This is a genomic window from Halanaerobium sp. ST460_2HS_T2 (assembly GCF_003337665.1).
GTDB lineage: Bacteria > Bacillota > Halanaerobiia > Halanaerobiales > Halanaerobiaceae > Halanaerobium > Halanaerobium kushneri.
Genome location: NZ_QPJF01000035.1, coordinates 1 through 23,535, shown reverse-complemented (window position 1 = coordinate 23,535; position 23,535 = coordinate 1). Strand labels below are relative to the sequence as shown.

Genomic DNA, 23,535 nt, shown 5'->3' with positions numbered 1-23,535 from the left:
TGAAGAAAAGATAAATGACCTATTAGACTACTTTTTTGAGCTTCTTCCTGGTTATATCAAGAAATCATTAATGATTTCTAACGCCGAAAGTTGAGTTATTTAGAAATAAAATTGCAAAAATAGGCTCCCGGGCAGGGTTTTAATTATAAATATAGAAAGTATATTTAGATAAGGAGGCATAAAAATGGATATTACCTGTGATCAAAGCTGTGATATGGGATATATTTATCTGCAGAAATTTAGTAATAACTATGATTATAGTTTTGATAAAAGTAGACTGATAGCATCAAATCAGCCTATAGAAGTAGTGGACAGTGTTTATCTTAAATTAAATAAACTTAACTGGCCTAATAAAAAATATAATGATGCAATTATGGATGGAGATTTTATAGAAGAATTTCAGAATGACCTGGATAATAATGGTTATATTAAGGGCATTGAGTTGCAGTTGACTGAGTCCAGATTGAAATATTTGATAGAAAATTATAAAATTGCAACCTTTGAGTTTAATGACAGCCAGTATTATTATATTGCCTTTGCTGAAGATAATGCAGTTTTTGATGCTGAAAATTATGTTTATACTTTTACAGATAAGGAAGATGCTTTTGTAATTGTTAGCCGCAGTAAGGAAAGGCGTTATCAGATTAATTTAAATAAAAATAAAGAATCTGAAAAATCATTAAGTCCTAAAATTGCTTTTATCAGGGCTTTAATTTTTAAGGAAAGTTCTCCCTATGATATTGATTATTTAAAAAGTTTAAAGCTTTATATTAGCAATGATGATTATTAAAATAAGCTTTAAAATATAAATTCATTTAAGTCGGACTATTAAATTTTAGTCCGGCTTAAATATTAAATACAACTTTATAATTTGAGTAAAGTTTAAGTTTAAGGAAGCCTATTCATAATATTTCAAAAGCATACCAAAACATGTTCAAAGAGTATTAAAAATATTGAAAATACTAAGGTCCTGTGCTATAATTTAACTGTAAGGAAAGGAGAGATTTTAGATGAATGTATATACTACAGATGAGGTTGCTGATATGCTAAAAATCTCCAGAAATTCAGTTTTGAAGTTAATAAAACGCAAAGAATTGAAAGCAAAAAAGGTTGCTCGGAAATGGAGAATTACTGAAGGCCATCTGCAGGATTTTTTTAGAGAGGTTGATAATTAATTGATAATCAGACTAATTTAAGATTTAATGTTAGTAATAAAGGGAAGGATCTGGTATTTATGATTTCTTTAACTATGGCTCGAAAGCTTGTTGAAGAAGCTAGAGGGGAAGAAATGCCTTTGATTTATACTGATCTTAGACTTCGTGACTGGTCCAGAGAAGGAGTGATTTCCCGGGTAAAGATAAAAAATGGCAGTGCCCTTTATCCAGATATAGTAACAACTGAGATTTTAACAACTTTAAGACTTAAAAGAAAATATAAACTTTCCGAAATTGCTGAAGCCAGAAAATGTCTGGAACTTGAAGGTAGTCATCCCCATCAGATAACAGAAGAAGAACTGATTAGATTTGTTAACTGCAGTAAATTATTTAATGACAAAAAATTGGTAACAAAACTCAGTCTTAGTCGGATTGAATCTCTGGATAAGATAAGAGAATTAATCGATGATCTGCTCCAGGAAAAAAAGCATTTAGAGGTAGTAGGGGATTATTTAAAAGAATTTTTGCAGGCAGAAAAAGAATTGAAAATTATTAGAGCAAGGCAAAATGAAGAAGTTGTTTCATAACTTATTAGCAGCCAATAGAGATATTGGCTTTTTTTCAATAATATTTTTAAAAATTTTATTTTTGAAACAGGATATTTTATACAGGAGTGATTAATTTGAATCGACCGAACTGGAATGATTATTTTATGGAAATGGCAGAACTTGCTTCCAGTCGTGCAAGCTGTCTTAGAAGAAAAGTTGGAGCAGTTTTAGTAAAGAATAAAAAAGTTCTTGCAACAGGATACAATGGAGCACCTAAAGAAATTCCACATTGCGAAGTTACTGGCTGTCTGAGAGAAGAGAAGAAAGTCCCGAGTGGTCAGAGGCATGAAATCTGCCGCGGAGTTCATGCTGAACAAAATTTAGTTGCCCAAGCGGCATTTCACGGGGTAGAAACTGAAGGATCAACAGTTTACTGTACCCATCAGCCCTGTATTATTTGTACTAAGATTTTGATTAATGCAGGAATTGAAAAAATATATTTTAAACATGCTTATTCTGATCCATTTGCTGAAAAACTACTGGAAAAATCAAATATTGACTTAATTAAATTCTTATAATAATTATATTTTTAAAATTTTACAGAGTGTTGGATGCTTACTATTTTTCAGCATATTTGATATATTATACTTAAAACATATTAAGATATTAAGGAGGAATGTTAGATATGAGAAAATATTTATCAATATTTTTTGTTTCTTTACTAATTTTTACAGCTTTAATGACAGCTTTACCAGTAGGTGCTCAAGATACTTCTAATTTTGATCAAATTATTGAAAAAATTTCGGGTAACCAAAATCTTAATTCTAATGAAAAAGAAGAAATTCTTGATCGGGCAATCGAATTATACTATGATGAAGGAGTTAATTTGGACGAAATATCTCAGATTTTAGACTCTAATAATGGCTATAATGATTTGAATAATGAATTTATCAATCTAGATGATTCAAATAATGAAGATAGTCAAATTAACAATGATGACAGTAAAGACAATGATTTTATGAATGATAGTGATGATGATTATCAAAAAGATGATGAGAATGACCATGAAAATGATAGAGATGATGAGAATGATAATGATCATAATGATGATGACGATGATCATAGAGATGATGATCACAAAGATGATAATAACAAAGATGATGATCATGAAGAGAGAGAAGATGATTAATATAATTTAATATAAAATGAGTATAAGAGTATAAAATACTCAGTAGTTATCTGAAACTGCTGGGTATTTTTTAATAAAGACTCCTTAAACAATTATTTGTCAGCGGAATATATGTAGGAGGGTAGTTCGAGATTAAAAGATATTTTTTTCAAATTTAATTACGGAAAGGAGAAAAAAATGAAAAAAATTGTAACATTTACTTTAAATCCGGCTGTTGATAAAAGTTCCAGTGTTGAGCATGTTAAAGCAGAAGACAAACTTTATTGTGATCAGCCTATTTTCGAACCTGGTGGTGGTGGAATTAATGTTTCGCGGGCAATTCATAAGCTGGGCGGAAGTTCTTTGCTTCTTTATACTTCGGGAGGTTTTACTGGTAAAAAATTGGACAAATTACTGGCTGATGAAAATTTAAACATACGTGCTGTTGAAATTGAAGCAGAAAGCAGAGAGAATTTAATTATCAATGAGAAAACATCCAATCTTCAGTATAGATTTGGAATGCCTGGACCAGAAATCAGTGAGCAGGAATATAATAAAATCTTTGAAGTCATGTCTGATCTGGATCCTTTTCCAGATTATTTTGTAATCAGTGGCAGTATCCCTGCAGGAGTAAGTGCTGATATTTATGCAGAAATGGCAGCATTTGCTAAAAAAAGAAAGGCAAAGGTAATAGTAGATGTTTCAGGTCCACCGTTAAAATCAGTAATAAAAGAAGGGGTATATTTAATAAAGCCCAATCTGGGAGAATTTCAGGAACTTGTAGGTAGAGAATTGCAGGATGAAGATGAGATTAAAGAAGCTGCTTTAAAATTTGTAGAAGACAGATGCTGCCAGGCGATTGTAATTTCGATTGGAGCAGGAGGAGCCCTACTGGTTAACGACCAGAAGGCAGAATTTATGCGACCTCCAACTGTACCAATAAAAAGTAAAGTGGGGGCAGGAGACAGTATGGTAGCGGGAATTGTACTCAGTCTTGCTAGAGGGGAAAGCTTAAAAGAGTCATTTCATTATGGCCTGGCTGCCGGTTCTGCTGCAGTTATGACACCAGGTACTGAATTATGTACAAAAGAAGATACAGAAAGACTATATCAAAAAATAAGTGAAAATAATTAAGAATAATTTTTAAAGCTCTTCTCAAATTGGGAAGAGCTTTTTGTAAACTTAAAGGAATAATGAGATTATTATCGAATAATATTAATAAACTGGATTTTTTTATTGACCTAAAAGATAGGGGTGATTAAAATTAAAAATTTAATTATTATTTTACTCTTAATCACAGTGCCTTTTTTAATGACAGTCGATGCAGCAGCAAAAAAAATATTCTTGTTCTGCATTCCTATCATCAGGGTCTGGAATGGACAGACCAAATTTCGGAAGGGATAAGGTCAGTTTTTCCTTATAAAGATGAAGTCAAAATATATTATGAATATCTTGATACAAAAAGAAATTACAGCCAGAAATATTACGAAAAATTAATTTCACTTTATCGGGAAAAAGCCAGAATTATTAATTTTGATGCAATAATTGTTTCAGATAATGCAGCTTTTAATTTTATTCTTAAGTATGGAGAGGAATTATATCCTCAAACACCGGTAATATTCTGTGGAGTCAATAATTTAAATAAAAATCTTCTAAAAAATCACGAAGATATCTGTGGAATAGTAGAAAAGGCAGAACATAGAAAGATAATTAATTTGATTTTAAAACTGCATCCTGATTTAAATAAATTGATTATTATCAACGATCAGACTCTGACAGGAAAAAACATTAAATCAGAACTAAAATTGATTTTAAAAGAATATGAAAACAGGCTTGATTACGAAATTTGGGATTCTTTTACAATTGATGAACTTCAGAACAGATTAGTTAAAATGGATAAAAACAATGTTATTTATCTTCTGGTATTAAACAGAGATAAAAATGGAAATTTTATTTCTTATAATCAAGGAATTAATATCATTAGAGGTGTCAGTAATAATCCAATTTATGGGGCCTGGGATTTTTTTCTTGGTAAAGGAATAGTAGGCGGCAAGTTGATTTCTGCTCAGGCTCAGGGAAGAGAAGCTGCCCTGATGGCTAAGAAAATTATCAGTGATCAAAAAGATTTATCTGGCAAAGTAGTATATGATACCGGTAATGATTATTTTTTCGATTATTTAGAATTAAAAGAATTTGATATCAATAAAGATGAATTACCTGCCAATAGCAAAATAATAAATCAGCCGGAGCCTTTTTTGGAGAAAAACTATCAGTTTTTATTCTGGGGATTAATATTTTTGGCTGCAATTATTGTAGTCCTTCTAATTATTTTCTATTTTAAATATAAAGAAAAGAAAAAAATAGAAAAACTGAACAGGGAATTAGAAGAAAAGGTCAGAGCACGAACTAAAGAGTTAAGAAAAATGGTTATTACAGATGAACTTACAGGGCTTTTTAATCGAAGGCGTATTTTAGAACTTTTAGAAAAAGAGTTAGCGAAGTGTAGAAGATATCAGAGAAATCTTTCTGTTATAATGATGGATCTTGACTTCTTTAAAGATATAAACGACAGTTATGGTCATCAGTTTGGCGATAAGGTTTTAAAAAAAATAGGATATATATTACAGGAAAATACAAGAAAATTGGATTTAGTAGGCAGATATGGGGGAGAAGAATTTTTATTGATTTTACCAGAAACAGAACTCGAAAAAGCATCGCTTGTGGCAGAAAAACTGCGTCAAAAAATCAAAAAAGCAGAAATAAAAGGTCAGGATTTAAGGTTGACTGCCAGTTTTGGAACTGCCCAATTTGACGATGACCTCAGCCATCAGTTAATTAAAAAGGCAGATGATCTTTTATATAAAGCTAAAGCAAAGGGGAGGGATAGAGTAGAAAGCTAAGATATTACTAGATGAAGTCTGAAAAAATCTAAATGATGATGCCCAAACTTTTGAGGTTTTGACCGGGTTTAATACATTGCAAATAAAAATAAAGGATTTATATTTTAAAACGCTAATATTATTAATAAAGATTTTAAATTAATTTAATAAAAAAGGAGGTTTTAAGATGCATAATAGTGAATATATTGATACATTTGATGATCAGGAAATATTTCTGCGTCGGGATTTAGTTGATGATCCCGAAGCTGTTGTTGTTATTGTGCATGGATTAAATGAACATCAGGGTAGGTATGATTATCTGACTGGAAGATTTAACGGAGAGGGATTTAATGTTTACAGATTTGATAATCGGGGTCACGGCAGATCAGATGGAGCACAGTCTTATATAAATGATTTTAATACTTATCTTGATGACGCTGATACTATTGTTAATATAATTAAAAAAGAAAATCCTGATCTCCCAATTTTTATGCTTGGTCACAGCATGGGGGGCTTTATCGCTGCAGGTTATGGAATAAAATATCCTGATAAATTAAACGGTCAAATACTAACAGATGCTGCAACAAATACTCTTGATGCTTTCAGTGAATTAAATGATATCAGTCTAGAAGAAAATCCGGATATGACTCTGCCTAATGAACTGGGGAATTTAATATCCCGGTCCGAGTATGTGGTAGATGATTATAAAAAAGATCCCTATGTTTCAGAATTTACCACTCTAAAGCTGATGAAAGTATTGATGGATGAAGGTATCCCCTGGCTGGTAAATAACTTTAGTGAATTTAAATATCCAGTTTTAATTCTGCACGGGGAAGAAGATAAAATTGTTGATCCAGTCTGTTCAGAAAAATTCTATAAACATATTTCATCTCAAGATAAAAAACTAAAAACCTATCCAGAGCTCTATCATGAAATCTTAAATGAAAAAGAGAAGGAGGAAGTGATCAGAGATATTATTAAGTGGCTTAAGGAGAGAATTTAATCAAGTTAAATTAGAAAAATTATTAAGATTGACTTAACTCCCGGCAGCCTTTAATTGAGCAGTCGGGTTTTTATTTATTTAAAAATATGCTAAATTTTGTTTTTAACCTGCCTGGATCAGAGGATGAAGAATGGAATTAAAAAGCAGGAAGTCAGTGCTCTTTAACGAATATTTATTTAGAGATAGATAAAATAAATATAGGAGCTGAAAAATATGGAAAAAATAATAGAAAGATTTAAAAGGTATATAGCAGTAGATACAAAATCTGATTCAGATTCCGAAACTGTTCCCAGCACTGAAGGTCAGCTTAAACTGGGAAAACTTCTGGTTGAAGAATTGAATGTACTGGGACTTAAAAATGTAATTCAGGATGAAAATGGCTATATTTACGGGGAACTGCCTGCGAATACAGATAAAGAAGTTCCAACTATCGGCCTGATAGCCCACTTAGATACCAGTCCCGATTTAGATGGTAAAGTTACCAATCCTCAAATAGTTGATTATCAGGGAGGAGAGATTAAATTAAATGATCAGTACAGTCTGAGTCCGGCTGAGTTTCCGGCCTTAAAAGATTTAGAAGGGAAAAGGCTGATCACCACAGATGGAACTACCCTTTTAGGGGCAGATGATAAGGCCGGAATAGCAGAAATAATGACTGCTCTCGATTATTTAATTTCAAATCCAGAGATTAAACACGGAACGATTAAAGTTGGCTTTACCCCGGACGAGGAAATAGGGAGAGGTGCTGATCATTTTAATGTAGAGGCTTTTGGAGCTGATTTTGCCTATACCTTAGATGGTGGACCACTTGGTGAGCTGCAGTATGAGAATTTTAATGCAGCTAGTGCTGATCTTAAAATTCAAGGAAAAAATGTGCATCCGGGTACAGCCAAAAATATGATGGTCAATTCAATGAAAATTGCGATGGAATTAGATTCTATGCTGCCGGCTGCAGAAGTTCCAGAACACACTGAAGGTTATGAAGGTTTTTATCATTTAATTGAACTTGAGGGTAGTGTGGATTATACTGAAATGAGTTATATTATCAGAGATTTTTCCCGCGAAGGCTTTGCAGAAAAGAAGGCCTTAATGGAAAAGGTAGTCGACTTTCTAAATGGCAAGTACGGTGAGCGAATAGAAGTTGAGATTGAAGACAGCTATTATAATATGAGAGAAAAGGTGGAGCCTCATTTTGAGATTATTGAGCTGGCGGAAAAATCAATGGAGGAGCTGGGGATTAAAGCAGATATCAAACCGATCAGAGGAGGAACAGATGGAGCTCGACTTTCCTATCTGGGCCTGCCGACTCCCAATTTATTTGCCGGAGGTTATAACTTCCACGGCCGATTTGAATTTATTCCGGTGGAGAATATGAAAAAAGCTGCCGAATTAATAGTTAAGATTGCAGAAAATGCGGTTCAGAATTAATAAAAGTAGCTTGATCTTAAAAAAAATAGCCGCTGATCAATGAGCTCTTCTCTGAATGAGGGGGGCTTTTTTACTGTATTATTTGAAAACTATTCTCAATTAATTTGTTATTTTTATTGACATATGTTCATTATTATATTATAATTTATATCGTAAATAATGAATATAAATTTTTGGAGGGATATTTTTTGAAGAATTACGATCTTTTGATTATTGGTGGAGGACCGGCTGGAATTACTTTAACTAAAAATATAAAAAACAAGAGAGATATTGGAATCATGAGGCCTGAGGACCATTCGATGATCTACTGTGCGATGCCATATGTGATAGAAGATCTGCTGCCCTATGAGAAGACTCTAAAGACGGATTCGATTGTAACTGATACCGGGGCAGATTTAATTCGGGATCTGGCAGTGGATATTAATTTTGAAAATAAAACTGTTAAGACTGCAAAAGGTGATCAGTATGACTATAATGAGCTGATTATTGCGACTGGAGCTGATCCAATTCTGCCGCCAATTGCAGGAGCAGAGCTGGATGGAGTTATGACTTTTAAGAGTGAAGATGATCTTAAAAAAATACTGGATACTGTTAACAGTGGAGTCGAAAATGTTTCTGTTGTTGGAGCAGGGGCAATTGGCATTGAGCTGGCCCAGGCTTTAAATGAGAAGGGGATTAAGACCAATTTAATCGACATGATGCCGACTGTGCTGCCCAATATGCTTGATCCAGAGATTGCCGAAGCAGCAGAGAAAGAATTAAAAGAGCTCGGCATTAACTTATATCTTGATCAAAGAGTTGTTGAGCTTAAGGGAGATTCTGCTCTGGAGGCAGTTATGCTGGATAATGAAGAAGAAATTGCAAGTGAGCTAGTTGTTTTTGCAGTAGGAATGAAGCCCAATGTTGATTTTCTCAAAGACAGCGATCTAGAAATCGCTGCTGATGGAATTTTAGTTAACGATAAGATGGAAACTAATATTGAAGATGTCTATGCTGCAGGCGACTGTGTGCAGTTTGAAAGCGGAATTACAGATGAAGTTATTTCCGGTAAGCTGGCAACCAATGCTGTAGCAATGGGCAGAGTTCTGGCTGCAAATTTACTGGATGGAGATAGAAGTTATAAGGGTTTTTATAATGGTGCTGCTACCAAAGTTGGTAAATTCTATGTTGGTGGCACAGGGCTGACTGAAAAGCTGGCTGCAGAAAAGTATGAGATTGTTACTGCTCAGTCCGAGTTTAAAACTGCCTTCCCGATTATGCCCTTTGCTAAAGATGTTAAATTAAAGTTGATTGTCAATAAAGCTGACCGCAGAGTGCTGGGAGGCCAGATAATTAGTGGTGAGCCGGTGACCGATAAGGTTGATAAGATAACAATGACCGTGCAGTACGGGCTCAATGTTGATCAGCTCTTAGATTTCAATTATTCAGCTCAGCCCTATCAGTCATTTTATCCTGCACACAATCTCCTGGTTAAAGCTGCAGAAGAAGCAGTCAAAAAGCTGGACAGCTAGAAATTAATATAAAATAAATGCATTCAAAATCCTGTTTCCTTAATTGGAGCAGGATTTTTTTAAATTCGTAAAATTAATTTACTTCTAAACTTTAAATGATATAATTAAATCTGTGTAAAAATAATATTTAATAAACACAGGAGTGAATTAAATGGAATCAAATATTAGTAAAGAACAGTTAATGAACATAGCTGACCATTATGGTTTTAAAGAGTGGAGAGAGCTGATCTTTATGCATGAGTCAGCAATCGAGGAAGTAAACACCAAACTTAAGATTTTAAATAATGAATTTAAAATAATTCATGATCACAATCCAATTGAACATATTAAAAGCAGAGTTAAAAAACCAGACAGCATCATTGAAAAATTGGAGCGCAAGGGTTATGAGGTTAATCTTGAAAATGCTAAAACTAAGATCAATGATATAGCCGGAATTAGGATTATCTGTTCTTTTACCGATGATATCTATAAGATTTTAGAAATGATTAAGGCTCAGGATGATATTGAAGTTTTAAAGATCAAAGATTATATCAAAAACCCGAAGGAGAACGGCTATCGGAGCCTGCATTTATTAATTCAACTGCCTATTTTTTTAAGCAGTCAGGCCCGGATGACTAAGGTTGAAATCCAGATCAGAACTATTGCCATGGATTTTTGGGCCAGCTTGGAACATAAGATTTATTATAAGTACAAAAACGATGCTCCAGATGAGATTCCTCAGAAACTAAAAGAATCTGCCGAAATGATAAAGAAACTCGACCAGCAGATGCTCAATATCAAAAGGGACTTGGAACAGTATTCAAAAGAACAATAATAAAAATTACGCTCTAAAATTTAGCTCCTATGTAACTGATAGTTCTGGAAATTTAATATCTCCTAAATCATAGTTAATATTTCTAATAAAAAATGGATCTCCTTTATAAAATGCTGGATTAGTACTAAAAAAGGAATAGATTTCTTTATCAAGAATAAAATATTAATAGAGATTTTATTAAAATAACAGAATGAGGGGTGCTGATTATGGAAAATAAAAAAGATAAATTTATTGAAATGTTTAATGAACTCAATGAACATCTAAAAGAGGTCAATGACTGGGATACTTCTTTTTACAGTCTGCTGCATGAAGGCCGGAATAATGATTATATTATTAAAAAGTACATAGATGAACTTGATACTGTCAGGGAAGTTAGAAACTCTATTGCCCACAATAATGAATATTATTTTTTACCCAGCAGCTCACTATACACTTTATTGGAAGAAATTTTAGATAAAGTAATAGATTCGCCTAAAATCAGTGACTTTATTGATGATAATTTAATGGTAATTAAAGAAGATACCTCAATAATTAAAGCGGGAAATAAAATTGATGCCTTTTTGATAACTAAAAATGGGAGCAGAGAGGAAGTTCTGCAGGGAATTATTACTGACTGGGAAATACCCGAAATTTATAATAAGTTAAATATTTAATTTGATAATTTAAGCAGCTAATAAATTGATATCCTAAAAATTTTAGGCTATACTTACTTTAGAAAATTTAGCATTAAGGAGACGGGTGAATGTATCAAAATTACAAAGAATTTTTAGCTTCATATACTAAAAGTGACTTAACAAAAATCAGGCAGTACTGGAACTTCAGTGGAATCAGTCAGTTAAATAAGTCTGAATTAGTGGATGTCCTGGATCAAAAAATTAGAGAAAATTTGAGAGAATGGATGGGGTATCAGAGTTCAAAAGAAATTGATTTTTTTAAAAAAATAATTAAAGAACAGCAGCAGATAGACTGGCTTGAAATAACTCCTCAAGATATTTTGCCTCCTGCCTTAGATAATTATCATGGGCACGGAATTATTGATATTAAGGATACAGAAACTGAAAGATCCGTCAGAATACCGGCTGATCTAGCAGCAGAGATTGCAGAGATTATAACTTATTCAGATTTTCAGGAAAAGATAAAAAATAATGATAGGCTGCTTCAATTTGCCCGGGGTCTTTTGGCTTATTATGGAGTTCTTTCAATTATGCAGTTGATTGAATTTTACGATTTCTATTTTGAGGTTGAAACTGAGCCAGAAAAATTTTATCATTTTTTGAAATTAATAAATGAAGCCTTCTTAAATACTTTTGATATTGAATACTTTGATCACTATTATCTCTATTCAGGGGTTTTTAATCCAGAAGAAATGATTAGAGAAATAAAAATGAGACCACAAATTAATTACTATCATCCGAAAAAGAAAGATATACTCTATGCTGGAAAACATGACCGGGAAAAATTGAATTTCACTCAGCAGAAGTTCAGAAAAAAACTGCTTAAAGATTTTTCTCTCTCAAAAGATGAGGTGGAAGAGATAATCTGGACTATGATGCTGGATATAAAAAATGACAGGAAGACAATAGAGATTATTCAGGAATTAGCAGACAGATTAGAATTTGATCATTTTGATCAGGCACAGGATTTCTTTCAGGAAATGAATGAATTTCATAATAATACGCGACTCTGGGTTTTAAAGGGTCATACCCCGAATGAGATTATGGAAGAAGAGCGTAAACACCTGCGTCCACTACCCAAAAAAGGATATAAGTCCAGATCTCGCGGGGATGAGACAGTTGTCAAAGAGGAAAAAGTTGGCCGCAATGATCCCTGTCCCTGCGGCAGCGGTAAAAAGTATAAGAAGTGCTGTCTGGGGAAAGACTAGAGCAATCCCTGTTTTTTAAGAATTTTAACTCTTCTTTTTGCTTCTAAATAAATATTTTGTCTGCTGCCAATAATAATCATTAAACATATTTTATTATCTTCTAAGATTTTAAAAATAGCTCGATACTGGCCGTCGTTTAATGAAAAATTAAAGCTTCTTAAGCCTTTTAGAGTTCCTGAAAGCGATTTGCTTTTTTCAATTGGATTATTTTCTAAAGCAATAATTTTTTTAATCGCTTTTTCTTTTTGATGTTTAAGACTTTTTAAGTCATCTTTTACTGATTTAATAATCTCAATTGAATAATCACTCATCTAGATTAATCCCTTCTTCTTCTGCAAAATCTCTTAGATTTTGTGTGTGTCCATCTTTATATTCTTTTTCTGCATAGGCAGCTAATTCTACCAGAGGATCTTCAATAGCTCGGGTTAATTCTACCCTACCCGGGCTTAAATTCATAAAAAGTATGTCACCTGATTTAATATCTGCTTTTTTGCGCGCTTCTTTAGGAATTGTAATTCTGCCTCTAGAATCTACTTTTACTACTAATTTATCACTCATTTTATCACCACCTTGAATTTTATGGGTTCTACCCACATATTAATTATATTATAAGCTAATAATTTAAGCAAATATAAGAGTGAAAAATAAATAGAGATATATTTAGACAAGAATTATTTGAACATATGTATTGAAAGATTACCATAAATTAATTCTGGCAGTATCGATGTTAATTGAAAACAACTTTCTAGGGGAAGCTATAGTAACTGGAGTTTTTAATCAAAAAGAGATAGGAAATGCACTTAACTTACTTCAGAGTGTTCTGGAAAAAGGCATAAAAACACCTCTATTTTGAAGGTTATCAGTATTATTTCGTTCAGGATGAGCAGGGAGAAAATATTGGTTTTCTGGCCTTTTATCCAAAAGAAGAGTCAATGTATTTGAGCAAATTTTATCTTAAAGAAGAAGCTCGGGGAAAGGGCCTCTCCAGAAAAATGCTTGATTTTGTGGTTGAAGCTGCCAGAAGAGAAGGGCTTACCTCAATCAGGCTGAATGTTAACAAAAATAATAGTGCAGTTAAGGCCTATCAAAAGCTTGGTTTTATAAAAGTCGGCGAACGGAAAAAGGATATCGGGAAGGGCTTTTTTATGGACGATTTTGTTTTTGAATATAGAATAGATTATTCTTAAAAAATAAATTTATAGACCATAAATGCGGTTACTGCTATTATAAAAGCTAAAATTAAATAGGTTGAACTTTCTTTTTCCACAAAGATTCGGGTATCCCACCAGATTTTTGGCATTCTGATCAGGTCACTAAAGGTCCAAACTTCTCTGCGGCCGATGGCAAGAGTATATTTACCCTGCTGTTGTTCAGCTGAAAATACTGCCAGGTAGTAAGTGCCTGCTGCTGGAGCTGGAATTGAAAATTGCTGCCTCCTCCAGTAAGAAGTCATGGTGAACGGTTCAAAAAAGATTTCAGGATTAGCCTGATCATCTCTAACAATAATTATATTTTTGTCTGCTTCCAGTTTTAAAATAGAAATGATATAATTAGGATCATAACCGGCATAATTACTTTCTAATCCTGGACCAATCAGGGCCACATCCGGCCTGAAATCCTGATATCTTTCTATTTGAGGAATAACCAGGCTGAAGTAGATTTCTTCTCCCTGCTCAGCCTGAAAATGGTAGTAATCAACATCACCTGCACTATCTAATTGATTGTAGGCAGCCCAGGAAATCTGGTGGTCCTCAACAAATATTGGATTAACTTTGGTTGCAGGAGCAGAGGTGTCTATTGGTATATGAGCCAGTGCAGTTAATTTTAGGCTTAAAATTAAGATTAAAAGAATAAAGACTATTGAAAATGAATTTATCAAAATTTTCATTTTTATTCACCTCTTTAATTTTAATCTATATTTTAATTATATTGCTAAAAAAATTAAACTACAATAAAAAAATGCTTTCAAGAAATTATATTTTAGCAAAGTAATTTCTGATATTGTCTGTAAAGTCATTGACACATAAAATTTAATAAGGGGTGAAAAAATGAGTACATTGATCGTTTATGCCACTAAATATGGATGTACTGAAAAGGCCGTTAATAGGCTGGCTGATTACCTGGATGGAGAAACCCAACTGCTGAATCTGGGCAGTAGGGATAATAAAGTTATTAAGCTAGAAGAATATGATACAGTTGTGGTTGGAGGATCTATTTATGCCGGGAATATTCAGCAGGAAGTAAAAAAATTCTGTTCAGAAAATATTAATACCTTACTCCAGAAAAAATTAGGGCTATTTATCTGCTGTGGTATGAGTGAGAAAGCAGGGGAACAGCTGGAAAATTCATTTGACAAAAGACTGCTGGAACATTCACTAAGCAAAGGTTATTTCGGTTATGAATTTAATTTTGACCGGATGAACTTTGTTTCCAGATTTATGGTAAAAAAACTGGCCAAAGTCAAGGAAAACAAATCTGAGATTAAGGATGAAAATATTAAAGAATTTGCAGAAAAACTGCAGCGAGGTGAAGGCTAATGAAAACATTCTGGAAAGTAATTTTATTGCTAGTGATAATTATAATTTTCCTTGCTGGAGGTGGGCTTTTCTATCTGAGCCGCGGTCTTGATTCAGGCAGTCGGGTGCCAATTAATGAGGTTGACCTTTCAGCTCTGACTGATGGGACTTACACCGGCACCTATGAGGGTGGTAGATGGACAAATACGGTTAAAGTTACTATTAAAGACCACAGGATTACAGATATAGAAATAGTTGATGATCTTTTATTCTCGCAGCCCGAGGTAGTAGACAAAATTCTGGCCAGAGTTATAGATGAACAGAAAGTAAATGTAGATGTCATCTCCGAGGCAACTGTAAGCAGTAAAGCTTATTTAAAAGCGATTGAACTGGCTTTGAAGTAGATGCGATGAGCTAACTGATCACTTTAAGGATATAGTAGAACTGAGAAAACTAAAATACTACAACAGAATTGGTTTTAATGTCAATTATGCCGGTGGGCAGACGGTGATGCATCTTCATCAGCATATTATACCCCGCTATGAAGGTGATGTAGAGAATCCCAGAGGAGGAATCAGGAGGCTGAAAAAGCAGCTTGTTTATTATGAGGGCTAGAACACTAAAGACTATTTTTTTATAATTTCACCTTTTTTATAGTCAATTTCAGTATAATTAATCTCATTATCATTTATAGCTTGTCTAACATTATATTTAAAAACGGGATCAAATATTTTCATATCTGCTGAAGAGTATATTGCCTGTACCGGGCATATCATCTCACAATTAAAGCATAATTCACAGCTTTTTCCCCATTGGGGTCTTTTTTTGCTGTTTAAAATAATGTTATTTTGAGGACATTCTTTGACACATTTACCACAACCTGTACAGCTTTTTTTACTGAAAAAGAGTCTGGTGTAGATTTTATCTATAAGCCATCTTTTTGTTAATAAAGATTCAATATTGTAAATTAGATTCTTTTTATTTTTGCTTTTATAACTATAATTATTTTCTGAAGCTGTATTTTGCTGAAAAGATTCTATTAAGTAGCGGGTAAATTCTTTAGCCTGACTGATATCATCTTTGTTTGGGCGGCTTTCTGATAAGAGAACTCCTTCTTTTAAATATCCCAAATATTTATCTTCACCCCTGGCAGCATAGAAACCCAGATTAACTGTATTTTTTTCTTTGAGTATTTTTCTTATCTGAAAAGGCACATTAAAATAATAGCTGCCATAACTAATAAAAGAAAATACAGCTTTATTATTTAAGTCTGGCAGAGACTTCAGATAATCTTCTACTATAAAAGGCAGTCTAAAATAATAAACAGGGCTGCCAAATCCAATTAGATCATATTCTTCTAAATGATCAACCTTCTCATCTTTAATATTTTTTAATTTTAGATACCATTCATGGGCAGCCAGTTCCTCGCCGATAGCTTCAGCGACTTTTCTGGTAGAATTTGTTTGGGAAAAATATAAAATTAAGCATTTCACTTTAAAAACTCCTTTTCCTATTTATCTTTAATTAACTGATATTTATAATATTAGTTGTATCTAAATAGAATCCTGCAGGAAAAATTATCTAAGTATATTTTGTTATTCATTAACTTCTGTGTTAATCTATAATTACAATTTAATAAATCTAATCTTATTAAGAGTGGTGGAGGGAACGGACCCGGTGAAACCCAGCAACCCCCGTCAGAGAAGGTGCTAATTTTCGCAGCAGTTGTGCTGAAAGATAAGAAAAGATGCTGATGATTATTTATGAGCTCTTCTCTTATTGAGAAGAGTTTTTTTAATGTTTAAAAAAGGAGGTTTAAACTATGACATATACTACTGGTCTGACAGTTTTTAATACTGCTCCAGGTGAAAAAGAAGAAATGTACTTTAATGTCTGTGACAGTAAATGTGAAGTAAAAAGAAATACTTTAGGCTATAAAGATTTTGGCTCAGCCATGGCTAAAAAGAAGACAAGATTTGATCAGTTTCTCTGTCCTCATGCAGAAGAAGAGTGGCATCAAAAGCTTGAAAAATTAGTTAAGCAGAAAAGAGAAAATCACAGCACAAAAATTGATCAAATGCTGCAGGAAGAGATTGAAGAAATTAAGGCTGAGCATCTAGGATAACTTTCAGCCGGGTCTACCTCTCTAATATTAAAAAATAATATTAGGAGATGATTAAATGTTATTAGAACTACAGAAAGACATTGCTGAATTGGAGAAGGAATATAAAGAACTGAAGTTATTTGAAGTAGAATTAAAATTGATAGAAGTTGAAATGAAAGTAGTTAAATTATTAAATGGTAAGAAATTTTTAGTTAAAGCTCCTGTTGAAGAATTAAAAAATGATATAAAAAGAATTAAGAATGAACTCTATAATTTAAAAGCTGAAGAACTTGATAGTTCAATAAAAGAAATCAAAGATAAAATTGATTATATTATTGATGGACAGATGACATCTGAAATTGGTGGAGCAGGTATTTATTTTAGAAATATGAGAGAGGCAGCCAAAAAGAAAAGAGAAAAAAGAAAAGCTAAATAAAATATTATATTTGCTACAATTTACAAATAATGGTATAATATTTATATTATCATTGAACTTAAGCTTTAAGTTATGGTAAAATATATTTAGAAGGGAAAATTGCCGTGCCTGAAAAATCAAATACACCTCATGATGATTTCTTTAAGAAGACCTTTGGCAGATTAGATATCACAAGGAATTTTCTGCAGAGTTATCTTCCGCAAAACTTGAGAGAATTTGTTGATTTCAGTGAACTTGATCCCAGACCGGTTTCTTATGCTGGAAAGAGCAGTTATTATTCTGATTTACTGTTTAAATCAAATCTAGATGATAAAAAATATGGAGTTTATTTTCTTTTTGAGCACAAAAGTTATAATGACAGATGGTCGGTAATGCAGATATTTAATTATTTAGCTAAAATCTGGATGCGCGAAAAACGAAGTAAAGGAGTTAAAAATTTATCTTTTATAATTCCAATTTTATTTTACCATGGAGGTAATGGAAGACTTGTAATAAAAAATTTTGCTGATTATTTTGATCAGAATATAATAGAGAAATATGATTTAAATAGGTATCTTCCTGATTTTGAAGCAGTATTTTATGATTTTTCCAATGATTCTAATTTAAAATTATTAGGAGATAGAAAAGTAAGATTAACATTAAAATTTTTTATGATTGCAAAGATAAAAGATATTAAAATTGTTTATGAAGAAATAATCTCTTATGTAATTAGCGAAAACAGTGTTGATAAGGATATTTTTTATTTGGGAGTAAATTATATTGCTGATAGTAGAGAGGAATTTGATTATTATCTATTGGGAGAAAAATTAAAATTGAATGGTATGAAAAAGGAGGGCGATATTGTGGTATCAGCAGCTGATAAATTAAGACTGGAAGGTTTAAGAATTGGGGAAGAAAAAGGTGAACGAGAATTATTTAAGAAATTAATTCGTGGTAACTTTCCCCAAACAAATGAAGAAATAATACATTTAATAGATAAAGTTGATATTAAAAAAATAGAAGAATTGAGTGAAAGAATTTCCAGGATTAAAAATATAAAGGAGTTAGAATATTATTTAAAACAATAGAAAATTGAATTTATTCATACTGACCCTTCTCATTTGAGGAGGTTTTTTTTGCATTTATACACTAGTTCGCGACATAAGACTGTCAGAGCAATATGTTAGATTAAATAAAAAGCTCAAATGCAGGAAATCACCAACATTTAACGAATGATTATAATTAGGAAATAAAAGTTATTGATAGAAAATATTTATGACAAAATATGACTTAAATCGACAGAATATTTAGAATGAGGTGGTTTAGAATGCAGAGTAATTTCTCTTTTTTAAAAGAAAAGTGGTCAAGTTTAGCAGAAATAGCTGAGCTGGCAGAAGAAAACTTATATCAGGATCCAAACACTACAATTGTTAAATTGAGGATGTTTACTGAGCAGATTGTAGATTACATATATGCTTATGATAATTTAGAGGAGCCTGAAGAAAATAGTTTTTTTAATAAATTAGGATTGCTGGAAAGAGAAGAATTAATTCAGGGTGAAATAAAAGGTGTATTTCATACTTTAAGAATTGAAGGAAATAAAGGTGTGCATGAGTCCTTGGATTCAACTCAAACTGCTAAAACTCTGCTTTCTTTAGGCCATAAACTTGCTGTCTGGTTTATGCAGCTTTATGGAGACTGGAATTTTGAAGCAGCTGAATTTAAACTCCCTAAGAAAAATGATGAAAAAAGAATAGACTTAGCAGCACTTGAAATGAAATATGACAGTCTGATTGAAGAACTTCAGCAGGAAATAGATAATTTGAAAAAAATTCAGGTCAGTCAGGAATTAGCAAGCAGAAAAGAAAAAAGTAAAAAAATTAGCAGTAATTTAGTTTTTAATACTGATGAAGATAACATCATTAAAATTAATAAAGATAACAGTATAGAAATTAGTTCAGAATATAAATTTATAACCACTGATACTATTGAAGATCAGGACGAAGCTTATAAAAATTCTTGGGATGCTGTTAGAAGAGCTTTTAGCGGCAGACAGTGTCTTGCCTACTGGCGTTATCCACTCTTTTCAAAGCGGGGAGAAAAACATAAAGAACCAGATATCACAATTATTGATAAAGATTTGGGAGTTATAATCTTAGAAGTTATAGATATAACTATAGATGAATTAGCCAATGCTCAGTCTGATCGTTGGGATTTCAAAAACGGCAGCAGTCAGGAAGTAATTGATACAGTTGAAGATAATTTATATGAACTAAAAGGTTTGTATCAGGGAAATAGAAATTTAAGAAGAATCAAAGAAAGTTCAGCAGTTATTCTACCAGAGATAAATAAGGAGCAGTGGCAGGATCGAAACTTTGATGATCAAAGAATAATTTTCAAAAACCAGCTGACCCCGAAGAAATTTTTAAACAGACTTGGAGAAATTGATACTTTAGCTGGGAATGATACATTAAGTAGTGATGCCTGGAATGATATATTAATGATTTTAACAGGTCAGATTACTTTTGCTGAAAAGAAAGATTTTAAAAATAATATTGAAAAAGATAAAGCATCTAATTTAATTGATAAATTGTTCGGAGTATTTAAGAAAAATAAATCAAAGAATAAGGAAATGAAAACTAGAGGACAAATTAAAGATATTATAAAATCTGATTTATTTGAAGTAGACATGCAGCAGGAAGTTATTGGGAAAACTATTCCACCTGGTCCACAGAGAATTAGAGGAATTGCCGGTTCAGGGAAAACTGTTCTTTTAGCTCAAAAAGCTGCCCACATGCATTTAAAGCATCCGGACTGGAAAATAGCTTTAGTCTTTTTTACCCGCAGTCTGTATGACAGTGTAATTGAAGAGGTTAATAAATGGCTGAAAAGATTTAGTAATGGCAAAGTAGAGTATGATCCAGATAATAATGATCATTTACAGGTACTACATGCCTGGGGTGCAAAAGATCAACCTGGGTTTTATCGAGTGTTATGTAAGGCGCATGATATCAAACCATTGAGTGCTCGGAGAAAAAAGCTTGTAGATGGAGCACCAAATGAAAAATTAGTTCATGCCTGTAAATTTCTTTTAGAAGATGTTGATCAGATACAAGAAGTTTATGATGCAGTCTTAATAGATGAAGCCCAGGATTTAGTAGTTGATAATGAAGAAATAAAATATGAAGGTAAGCAGCCATTTTACTGGCTTGCCTATCAGAGTTTAAAGACAATAGATGAAGATAAGGATAAACGCTTGATCTGGGCCTATGATGAAGCTCAGAGCCTTAATTCTTTAAACATACCGACTGCACCACAACTATTTGGAGATGAAGCTCATTTTAAACGATTAGTTAGTGGTTTCCATCCTGGAGGTATCAGAAAAAGTGAGATAATGAATAAATGTTACAGAACACCTGGCCCAATTTTAACTGCCGCGCATGCAATTGGGATGGGGCTTTTAAGAGAGGATGGGATGCTCAGAGGCTATACAACTCAGGAAGATTGGGAAAATATAGGTTATGAAGTAAAGCAAGGTAGTTTTAATCCGGTAGGGCAGAAGGTTGTCTTACATCGAGCAGATGAAATGACTCCCAACCGAGTGCCTGAATTGTGGCCGAACGATATTATAAAGTTTAACAGCTATAATACTCGTAAAGAAGAATTAAATAATTTAGTAGAAAAAATTAAATATAATATAGAGGTTGATGGTCTATTACCAAGCAGAGATATATTAGTAATTGCACTTGGTAATAATAAAGAAGCATTCAAACTAAAAGTTGAGGCTGCCAGAAAATTAAAAGAGGAAGGCATTGATATCTTTATACCTAAAGCTTTAAAGAATAATATTCTTTATCCAAACTATCCTAATGTAGATCCTAATAAATTCTGGAATGATGGGGGAGTAACCTTTACCACAACTTATAGAGCTAAAGGTAATGAGGCCTATATGGTTTATGTAATAGGGTTAGATAAAATTGCAGAAGATGAACGCAACTTTGCTTTGAGAAATCAATTGTTTGTGGCTTTAAGCAGAACTAAAGGTTGGTTAGAAGTAAGTGGAGTTGGCAATTTTTCATTTTATGAAGAATTTAAAAATGTAATTAAAAGTGGAAATACTTTTGAATTTGTTTTTCAAAGACCTCTTTTTGAAAAGAAGGTTAAAGCAGCCAAAAAGAAAGAAAAAAATTCTGAAAAAGAAAAAGTTCAAAAAGAAGAGATTAAAGAAAATAATCCTCAATTAATGATAGTCGAAGAAGAATTAGATAATGAATTTGAAGATTATGAAGATGAATTTGATATTTCTGATATTGTAGAATATTTCGATGGTCGAACAGGAAAAGTGCAAGATATTGAAAATGATATATTAATTGTATTTAATGAATCAGGTAAAATCGAAAAATGGAAGATGAAAGATGTTGAATTGATTAGGCCTGGTTGATATTTATATTAATATGACGTATTTTGACATTATTCTGGTAGTAATTACAATTTCAGTTATGATTGCTGCTTTCATCATAACTCTAAAAATCCAGAAATCAAAATAATACTTTTATTGAACAAAGAAGCTTATATAATATATTAGATAAATAACCGACATCTAAAGTGATGTTTCAAACTCATGTAGAAAGGACTAATAAATATGCTAATTCAGGCAACAGCTAAATTAAGAAATGAGTTAAATTTTAAAAAAAGAAAGACCGGATTTGTTTTCCTGGCATGCTAATTTTCTTAGAATTAATCGGAGAAAAACAGTAGTTTTAGTTAATGATGCCTGTGACTATTCTGTAATCTTATATGGCATGAAAAAAGATGATTTTAATAATTTTAACGAGCGGGTCAAAGAAGGAATAAGAAAAACTTTTGAACAGGAAGGAATTAAAGCAAGTTTAATAGAAAAATATTTATCTCAATTTGAAGATTTCTATTTCACAAAAGCAAAAGATAGAAGTTATATAGCTAGAATGAATAATTCCTGTAAAATGACTAAAAGATTTGCAGATCGATTTAGTGAAAATGAAGTTAAACTTAAAGATGTTCTACCAGCCAGAATTAAATATATTTACGATTATGGTGATAACTGGCATCATTATATTGAAACTGAAGAGATTATAGATGATTATAAGTCAAATAAGCCGACACTTTTGGATGGTGAAGGAACTGCACCACCTGAAGATGTAGGAGGAGTTGGTGGTTTTAGTGAATTTATGCAAATAATCAACAATCCAGATGATGAAGATTATGAATCTATGCTGGAGTGGGCTAAAATCCAGAGATTTAAAGAATATGATTCAGAAAAGATAAAATCTGAGCTTGAAAGTTATTTTTAATATATATCGATTTAGGAAGTTTAATTTTTATGAAAGGCAAATGCAATATTTGTGGGAAAGAATATACTCAATCAGGAATGTCCAGACATTTAAAATCCTGTTTAGAAAAGCATTATGATAAAATAATTGCAGAAGACAAATCTCAAAAAAGCTTATATTATCATATTTATGTCAAAGGTACACACAGGTCAGATTACTGGCTGCAGCTGCAGGTCAAAGAAGATGCTAAATCAAGTGATCTTGACAAGTTTTTACGTGATATCTGGCTGGAATGCTGCAATCATCTGAGTGAATTTGAAATTAATGAGCAGCGATTTACTTCCAGTGGAATTAATATGAGTAAAAAAATCAAAGATGTTTTAAGTGAAAAAATTAAATTTCATATACCTATGATTTTGGTTCTTATACTAAATTAGATATGAATGTAGTTAATGTATTTAAAGCAGAGGAAAGAAAAGATAAGATTAGTGTTTTGGCAAGGAATAATCAGCCTGAAATCAAGTGCAGTCACTGTGATAACCCTGCTGAATATATCTGTCCGGATTGTATTTACAATGGTCTTGGTTGGTACTGCAGTGATTGTCTTGATAAACATGAAGAAAATAATTGTATGTGGGATTCCAAGAATCTTTTACCAGTTGTTAACTCACCCCGAGTTGGAGTTTGTGCATATACTGGCAATAAAAAAGATAACGTCAAATAAAATATGATAGTTACCATAAAATGTAAGTAAATAGTAATAGAGTATCACTAATTTTAATTATAATAAAAATCTTAAGAATG

The 23,535-nt window shown here is 32.3% G+C and carries 27 protein-coding genes, 2 pseudogenes and 1 riboswitch; of the genes and pseudogenes, 25 read left to right on the top strand and 4 right to left on the bottom strand.

The window, feature by feature from the left end; genetic code table 11:
- Positions 1-184: 184 nt before the first annotated feature.
- The 13 genes from DFR80_RS13590 (at position 185) to DFR80_RS15615 (ending at position 12,387) form a co-directional block, all read left to right on the top strand.
- Positions 185-790, top strand: coding sequence for a hypothetical protein (locus DFR80_RS13590; protein ID WP_076546173.1), 606 nt, complete (start codon positions 185-187; stop codon positions 788-790).
- Positions 791-1,010: 220 nt separating this feature from the next.
- Complete coding sequence (locus tag DFR80_RS13585) at positions 1,011-1,175, top strand: helix-turn-helix domain-containing protein (protein ID WP_084566238.1); 165 nt, start codon at positions 1,011-1,013, stop codon at positions 1,173-1,175.
- A gap of 74 nt (positions 1,176-1,249) precedes the next feature.
- Positions 1,250-1,741, top strand: coding sequence for a hypothetical protein (locus DFR80_RS13580; protein ID WP_233493900.1), 492 nt, complete (start codon positions 1,250-1,252; stop codon positions 1,739-1,741).
- Between the two features lie 95 nt (positions 1,742-1,836).
- The gene (locus DFR80_RS13575) at positions 1,837-2,280 is read left to right on the top strand and encodes a cytidine/deoxycytidylate deaminase family protein (RefSeq protein WP_076546175.1); all 444 of its coding nucleotides are present in this window, start codon (positions 1,837-1,839) and stop codon (positions 2,278-2,280) included.
- Between the two features lie 107 nt (positions 2,281-2,387).
- Positions 2,388-2,891 carry a hypothetical protein gene (locus DFR80_RS13570; RefSeq protein WP_076546176.1) on the top strand — a complete coding sequence of 168 codons (504 nt, stop codon included), beginning with the start codon at positions 2,388-2,390 and terminating at the stop codon, positions 2,889-2,891.
- A gap of 177 nt (positions 2,892-3,068) precedes the next feature.
- Positions 3,069-4,004 carry a 1-phosphofructokinase family hexose kinase gene (locus DFR80_RS13565; RefSeq protein WP_076546177.1) on the top strand — a complete coding sequence of 312 codons (936 nt, stop codon included), beginning with the start codon at positions 3,069-3,071 and terminating at the stop codon, positions 4,002-4,004.
- 581 nt (positions 4,005-4,585) lie between these two features.
- A complete protein-coding gene (locus DFR80_RS13560; RefSeq protein ID WP_114490293.1) occupies positions 4,586-5,770 on the top strand; it encodes a GGDEF domain-containing protein in 1,185 nt (394 codons plus the stop codon).
- A 166-nt stretch (positions 5,771-5,936) separates the two neighbouring features.
- Positions 5,937-6,752 (top strand): alpha/beta hydrolase, encoded by an 816-nt coding sequence (locus DFR80_RS13555; RefSeq protein WP_076546179.1) that lies wholly within the window; start codon positions 5,937-5,939, stop codon positions 6,750-6,752.
- Between the two features lie 213 nt (positions 6,753-6,965).
- On the top strand, positions 6,966-8,180 hold the full coding sequence (pepT, locus tag DFR80_RS13550; protein ID WP_114490292.1) for a peptidase T: 1,215 nt from the start codon (positions 6,966-6,968) through the stop codon (positions 8,178-8,180).
- A 188-nt stretch (positions 8,181-8,368) separates the two neighbouring features.
- Positions 8,369-9,691 carry an FAD-dependent oxidoreductase gene (locus tag DFR80_RS13545; RefSeq protein ID WP_114490291.1) on the top strand — a complete coding sequence of 441 codons (1,323 nt, stop codon included), beginning with the start codon at positions 8,369-8,371 and terminating at the stop codon, positions 9,689-9,691.
- A 151-nt stretch (positions 9,692-9,842) separates the two neighbouring features.
- Positions 9,843-10,505 carry a GTP pyrophosphokinase family protein gene (locus tag DFR80_RS13540; protein WP_233493891.1) on the top strand — a complete coding sequence of 221 codons (663 nt, stop codon included), beginning with the start codon at positions 9,843-9,845 and terminating at the stop codon, positions 10,503-10,505.
- 206 nt (positions 10,506-10,711) lie between these two features.
- Entirely contained in the window at positions 10,712-11,158 is a 447-nt protein-coding gene (locus DFR80_RS13535) for a hypothetical protein (RefSeq protein ID WP_114490290.1), read from the top strand.
- A gap of 89 nt (positions 11,159-11,247) precedes the next feature.
- Positions 11,248-12,387, top strand: coding sequence for an SEC-C metal-binding domain-containing protein (locus DFR80_RS15615; protein ID WP_369862800.1), 1,140 nt, complete (start codon positions 11,248-11,250; stop codon positions 12,385-12,387).
- Here the strand turns inward: DFR80_RS15615 and DFR80_RS13525 are convergent.
- A complete protein-coding gene (locus tag DFR80_RS13525; protein WP_114490289.1) occupies positions 12,384-12,698 on the bottom strand; it encodes a type II toxin-antitoxin system RelE/ParE family toxin in 315 nt (104 codons plus the stop codon). The two genes, DFR80_RS15615 and DFR80_RS13525, sit on opposite strands and share 4 nt — an antisense overlap.
- Positions 12,691-12,945, bottom strand: coding sequence for an AbrB/MazE/SpoVT family DNA-binding domain-containing protein (locus tag DFR80_RS13520; protein ID WP_076546248.1), 255 nt, complete (start codon positions 12,943-12,945; stop codon positions 12,691-12,693). The genes DFR80_RS13525 and DFR80_RS13520 overlap by 8 nt, the downstream gene beginning before the upstream one ends.
- 166 nt (positions 12,946-13,111) lie before the next feature.
- Between DFR80_RS13520 and DFR80_RS15495 the strand changes: the two genes are divergently transcribed.
- Both DFR80_RS15495 and DFR80_RS13515 read left to right on the top strand, forming a co-directional pair.
- Positions 13,112-13,240: a hypothetical protein gene (locus DFR80_RS15495; RefSeq protein WP_255417058.1), complete on the top strand. Its 129-nt coding sequence runs from the start codon at positions 13,112-13,114 to the stop codon at positions 13,238-13,240.
- A 10-nt stretch (positions 13,241-13,250) separates the two neighbouring features.
- Positions 13,251-13,574: pseudogene (locus tag DFR80_RS13515) on the top strand (GNAT family N-acetyltransferase); the annotation flags it as partial.
- On the opposite strand, the gene DFR80_RS13510 reads toward DFR80_RS13515, so the two are convergent.
- Positions 13,571-14,275: a hypothetical protein gene (locus DFR80_RS13510; protein ID WP_076546245.1), complete on the bottom strand. Its 705-nt coding sequence runs from the start codon at positions 14,273-14,275 to the stop codon at positions 13,571-13,573. The pseudogene DFR80_RS13515 and the gene DFR80_RS13510 overlap by 4 nt on opposite strands.
- Positions 14,276-14,435: 160 nt before the next feature.
- On the opposite strand from DFR80_RS13510, the gene DFR80_RS13505 reads away from it, so the two are divergent.
- The 3 genes and pseudogenes from DFR80_RS13505 to DFR80_RS15490 all read left to right on the top strand — a co-directional run.
- Positions 14,436-14,924: a flavodoxin domain-containing protein gene (locus DFR80_RS13505; protein WP_076546244.1), complete on the top strand. Its 489-nt coding sequence runs from the start codon at positions 14,436-14,438 to the stop codon at positions 14,922-14,924.
- A complete protein-coding gene (locus tag DFR80_RS13500; RefSeq protein WP_076546243.1) occupies positions 14,924-15,307 on the top strand; it encodes an FMN-binding protein in 384 nt (127 codons plus the stop codon). Before DFR80_RS13505 ends, DFR80_RS13500 begins: the two co-directional genes overlap by 1 nt.
- A 28-nt stretch (positions 15,308-15,335) precedes the next feature.
- Positions 15,336-15,518 (top strand): annotated as a pseudogene (locus DFR80_RS15490) (HIT family protein); the annotation flags it as partial.
- Between the two features lie 11 nt (positions 15,519-15,529).
- On the opposite strand, the gene DFR80_RS13490 reads toward DFR80_RS15490, so the two are convergent.
- Complete coding sequence (locus DFR80_RS13490; RefSeq protein ID WP_076546242.1) at positions 15,530-16,396, bottom strand: EFR1 family ferrodoxin; 867 nt, start codon at positions 16,394-16,396, stop codon at positions 15,530-15,532.
- A gap of 151 nt (positions 16,397-16,547) precedes the next feature.
- Positions 16,548-16,647, top strand: a riboswitch (SAM riboswitch).
- Positions 16,648-16,725: 78 nt separating this feature from the next.
- Here DFR80_RS13490 and DFR80_RS13485 point away from each other — a divergent pair.
- From DFR80_RS13485 to DFR80_RS13455, 7 genes are all read left to right on the top strand, one after another.
- The gene (locus DFR80_RS13485; protein WP_114490287.1) at positions 16,726-17,028 is read left to right on the top strand and encodes a hypothetical protein; all 303 of its coding nucleotides are present in this window, start codon (positions 16,726-16,728) and stop codon (positions 17,026-17,028) included.
- Between the two features lie 55 nt (positions 17,029-17,083).
- The gene (locus tag DFR80_RS13480; protein WP_076545968.1) at positions 17,084-17,443 is read left to right on the top strand and encodes a hypothetical protein; all 360 of its coding nucleotides are present in this window, start codon (positions 17,084-17,086) and stop codon (positions 17,441-17,443) included.
- Between the two features lie 104 nt (positions 17,444-17,547).
- Complete coding sequence (locus DFR80_RS13475) at positions 17,548-18,510, top strand: Rpn family recombination-promoting nuclease/putative transposase (RefSeq protein ID WP_076545969.1); 963 nt, start codon at positions 17,548-17,550, stop codon at positions 18,508-18,510.
- Between the two features lie 239 nt (positions 18,511-18,749).
- On the top strand, positions 18,750-21,863 hold the full coding sequence (locus DFR80_RS13470) for a DEAD/DEAH box helicase (RefSeq protein ID WP_076545970.1): 3,114 nt from the start codon (positions 18,750-18,752) through the stop codon (positions 21,861-21,863).
- 265 nt (positions 21,864-22,128) lie between these two features.
- Positions 22,129-22,752: a plasmid pRiA4b ORF-3 family protein gene (locus tag DFR80_RS13465; RefSeq protein ID WP_076545971.1), complete on the top strand. Its 624-nt coding sequence runs from the start codon at positions 22,129-22,131 to the stop codon at positions 22,750-22,752.
- A gap of 29 nt (positions 22,753-22,781) precedes the next feature.
- Positions 22,782-23,168 (top strand): hypothetical protein, encoded by a 387-nt coding sequence (locus tag DFR80_RS13460; protein WP_084566220.1) that lies wholly within the window; start codon positions 22,782-22,784, stop codon positions 23,166-23,168.
- Between the two features lie 2 nt (positions 23,169-23,170).
- Positions 23,171-23,455 carry a hypothetical protein gene (locus tag DFR80_RS13455; RefSeq protein WP_114490285.1) on the top strand — a complete coding sequence of 95 codons (285 nt, stop codon included), beginning with the start codon at positions 23,171-23,173 and terminating at the stop codon, positions 23,453-23,455.
- Positions 23,456-23,535: the final 80 nt, after the last annotated feature.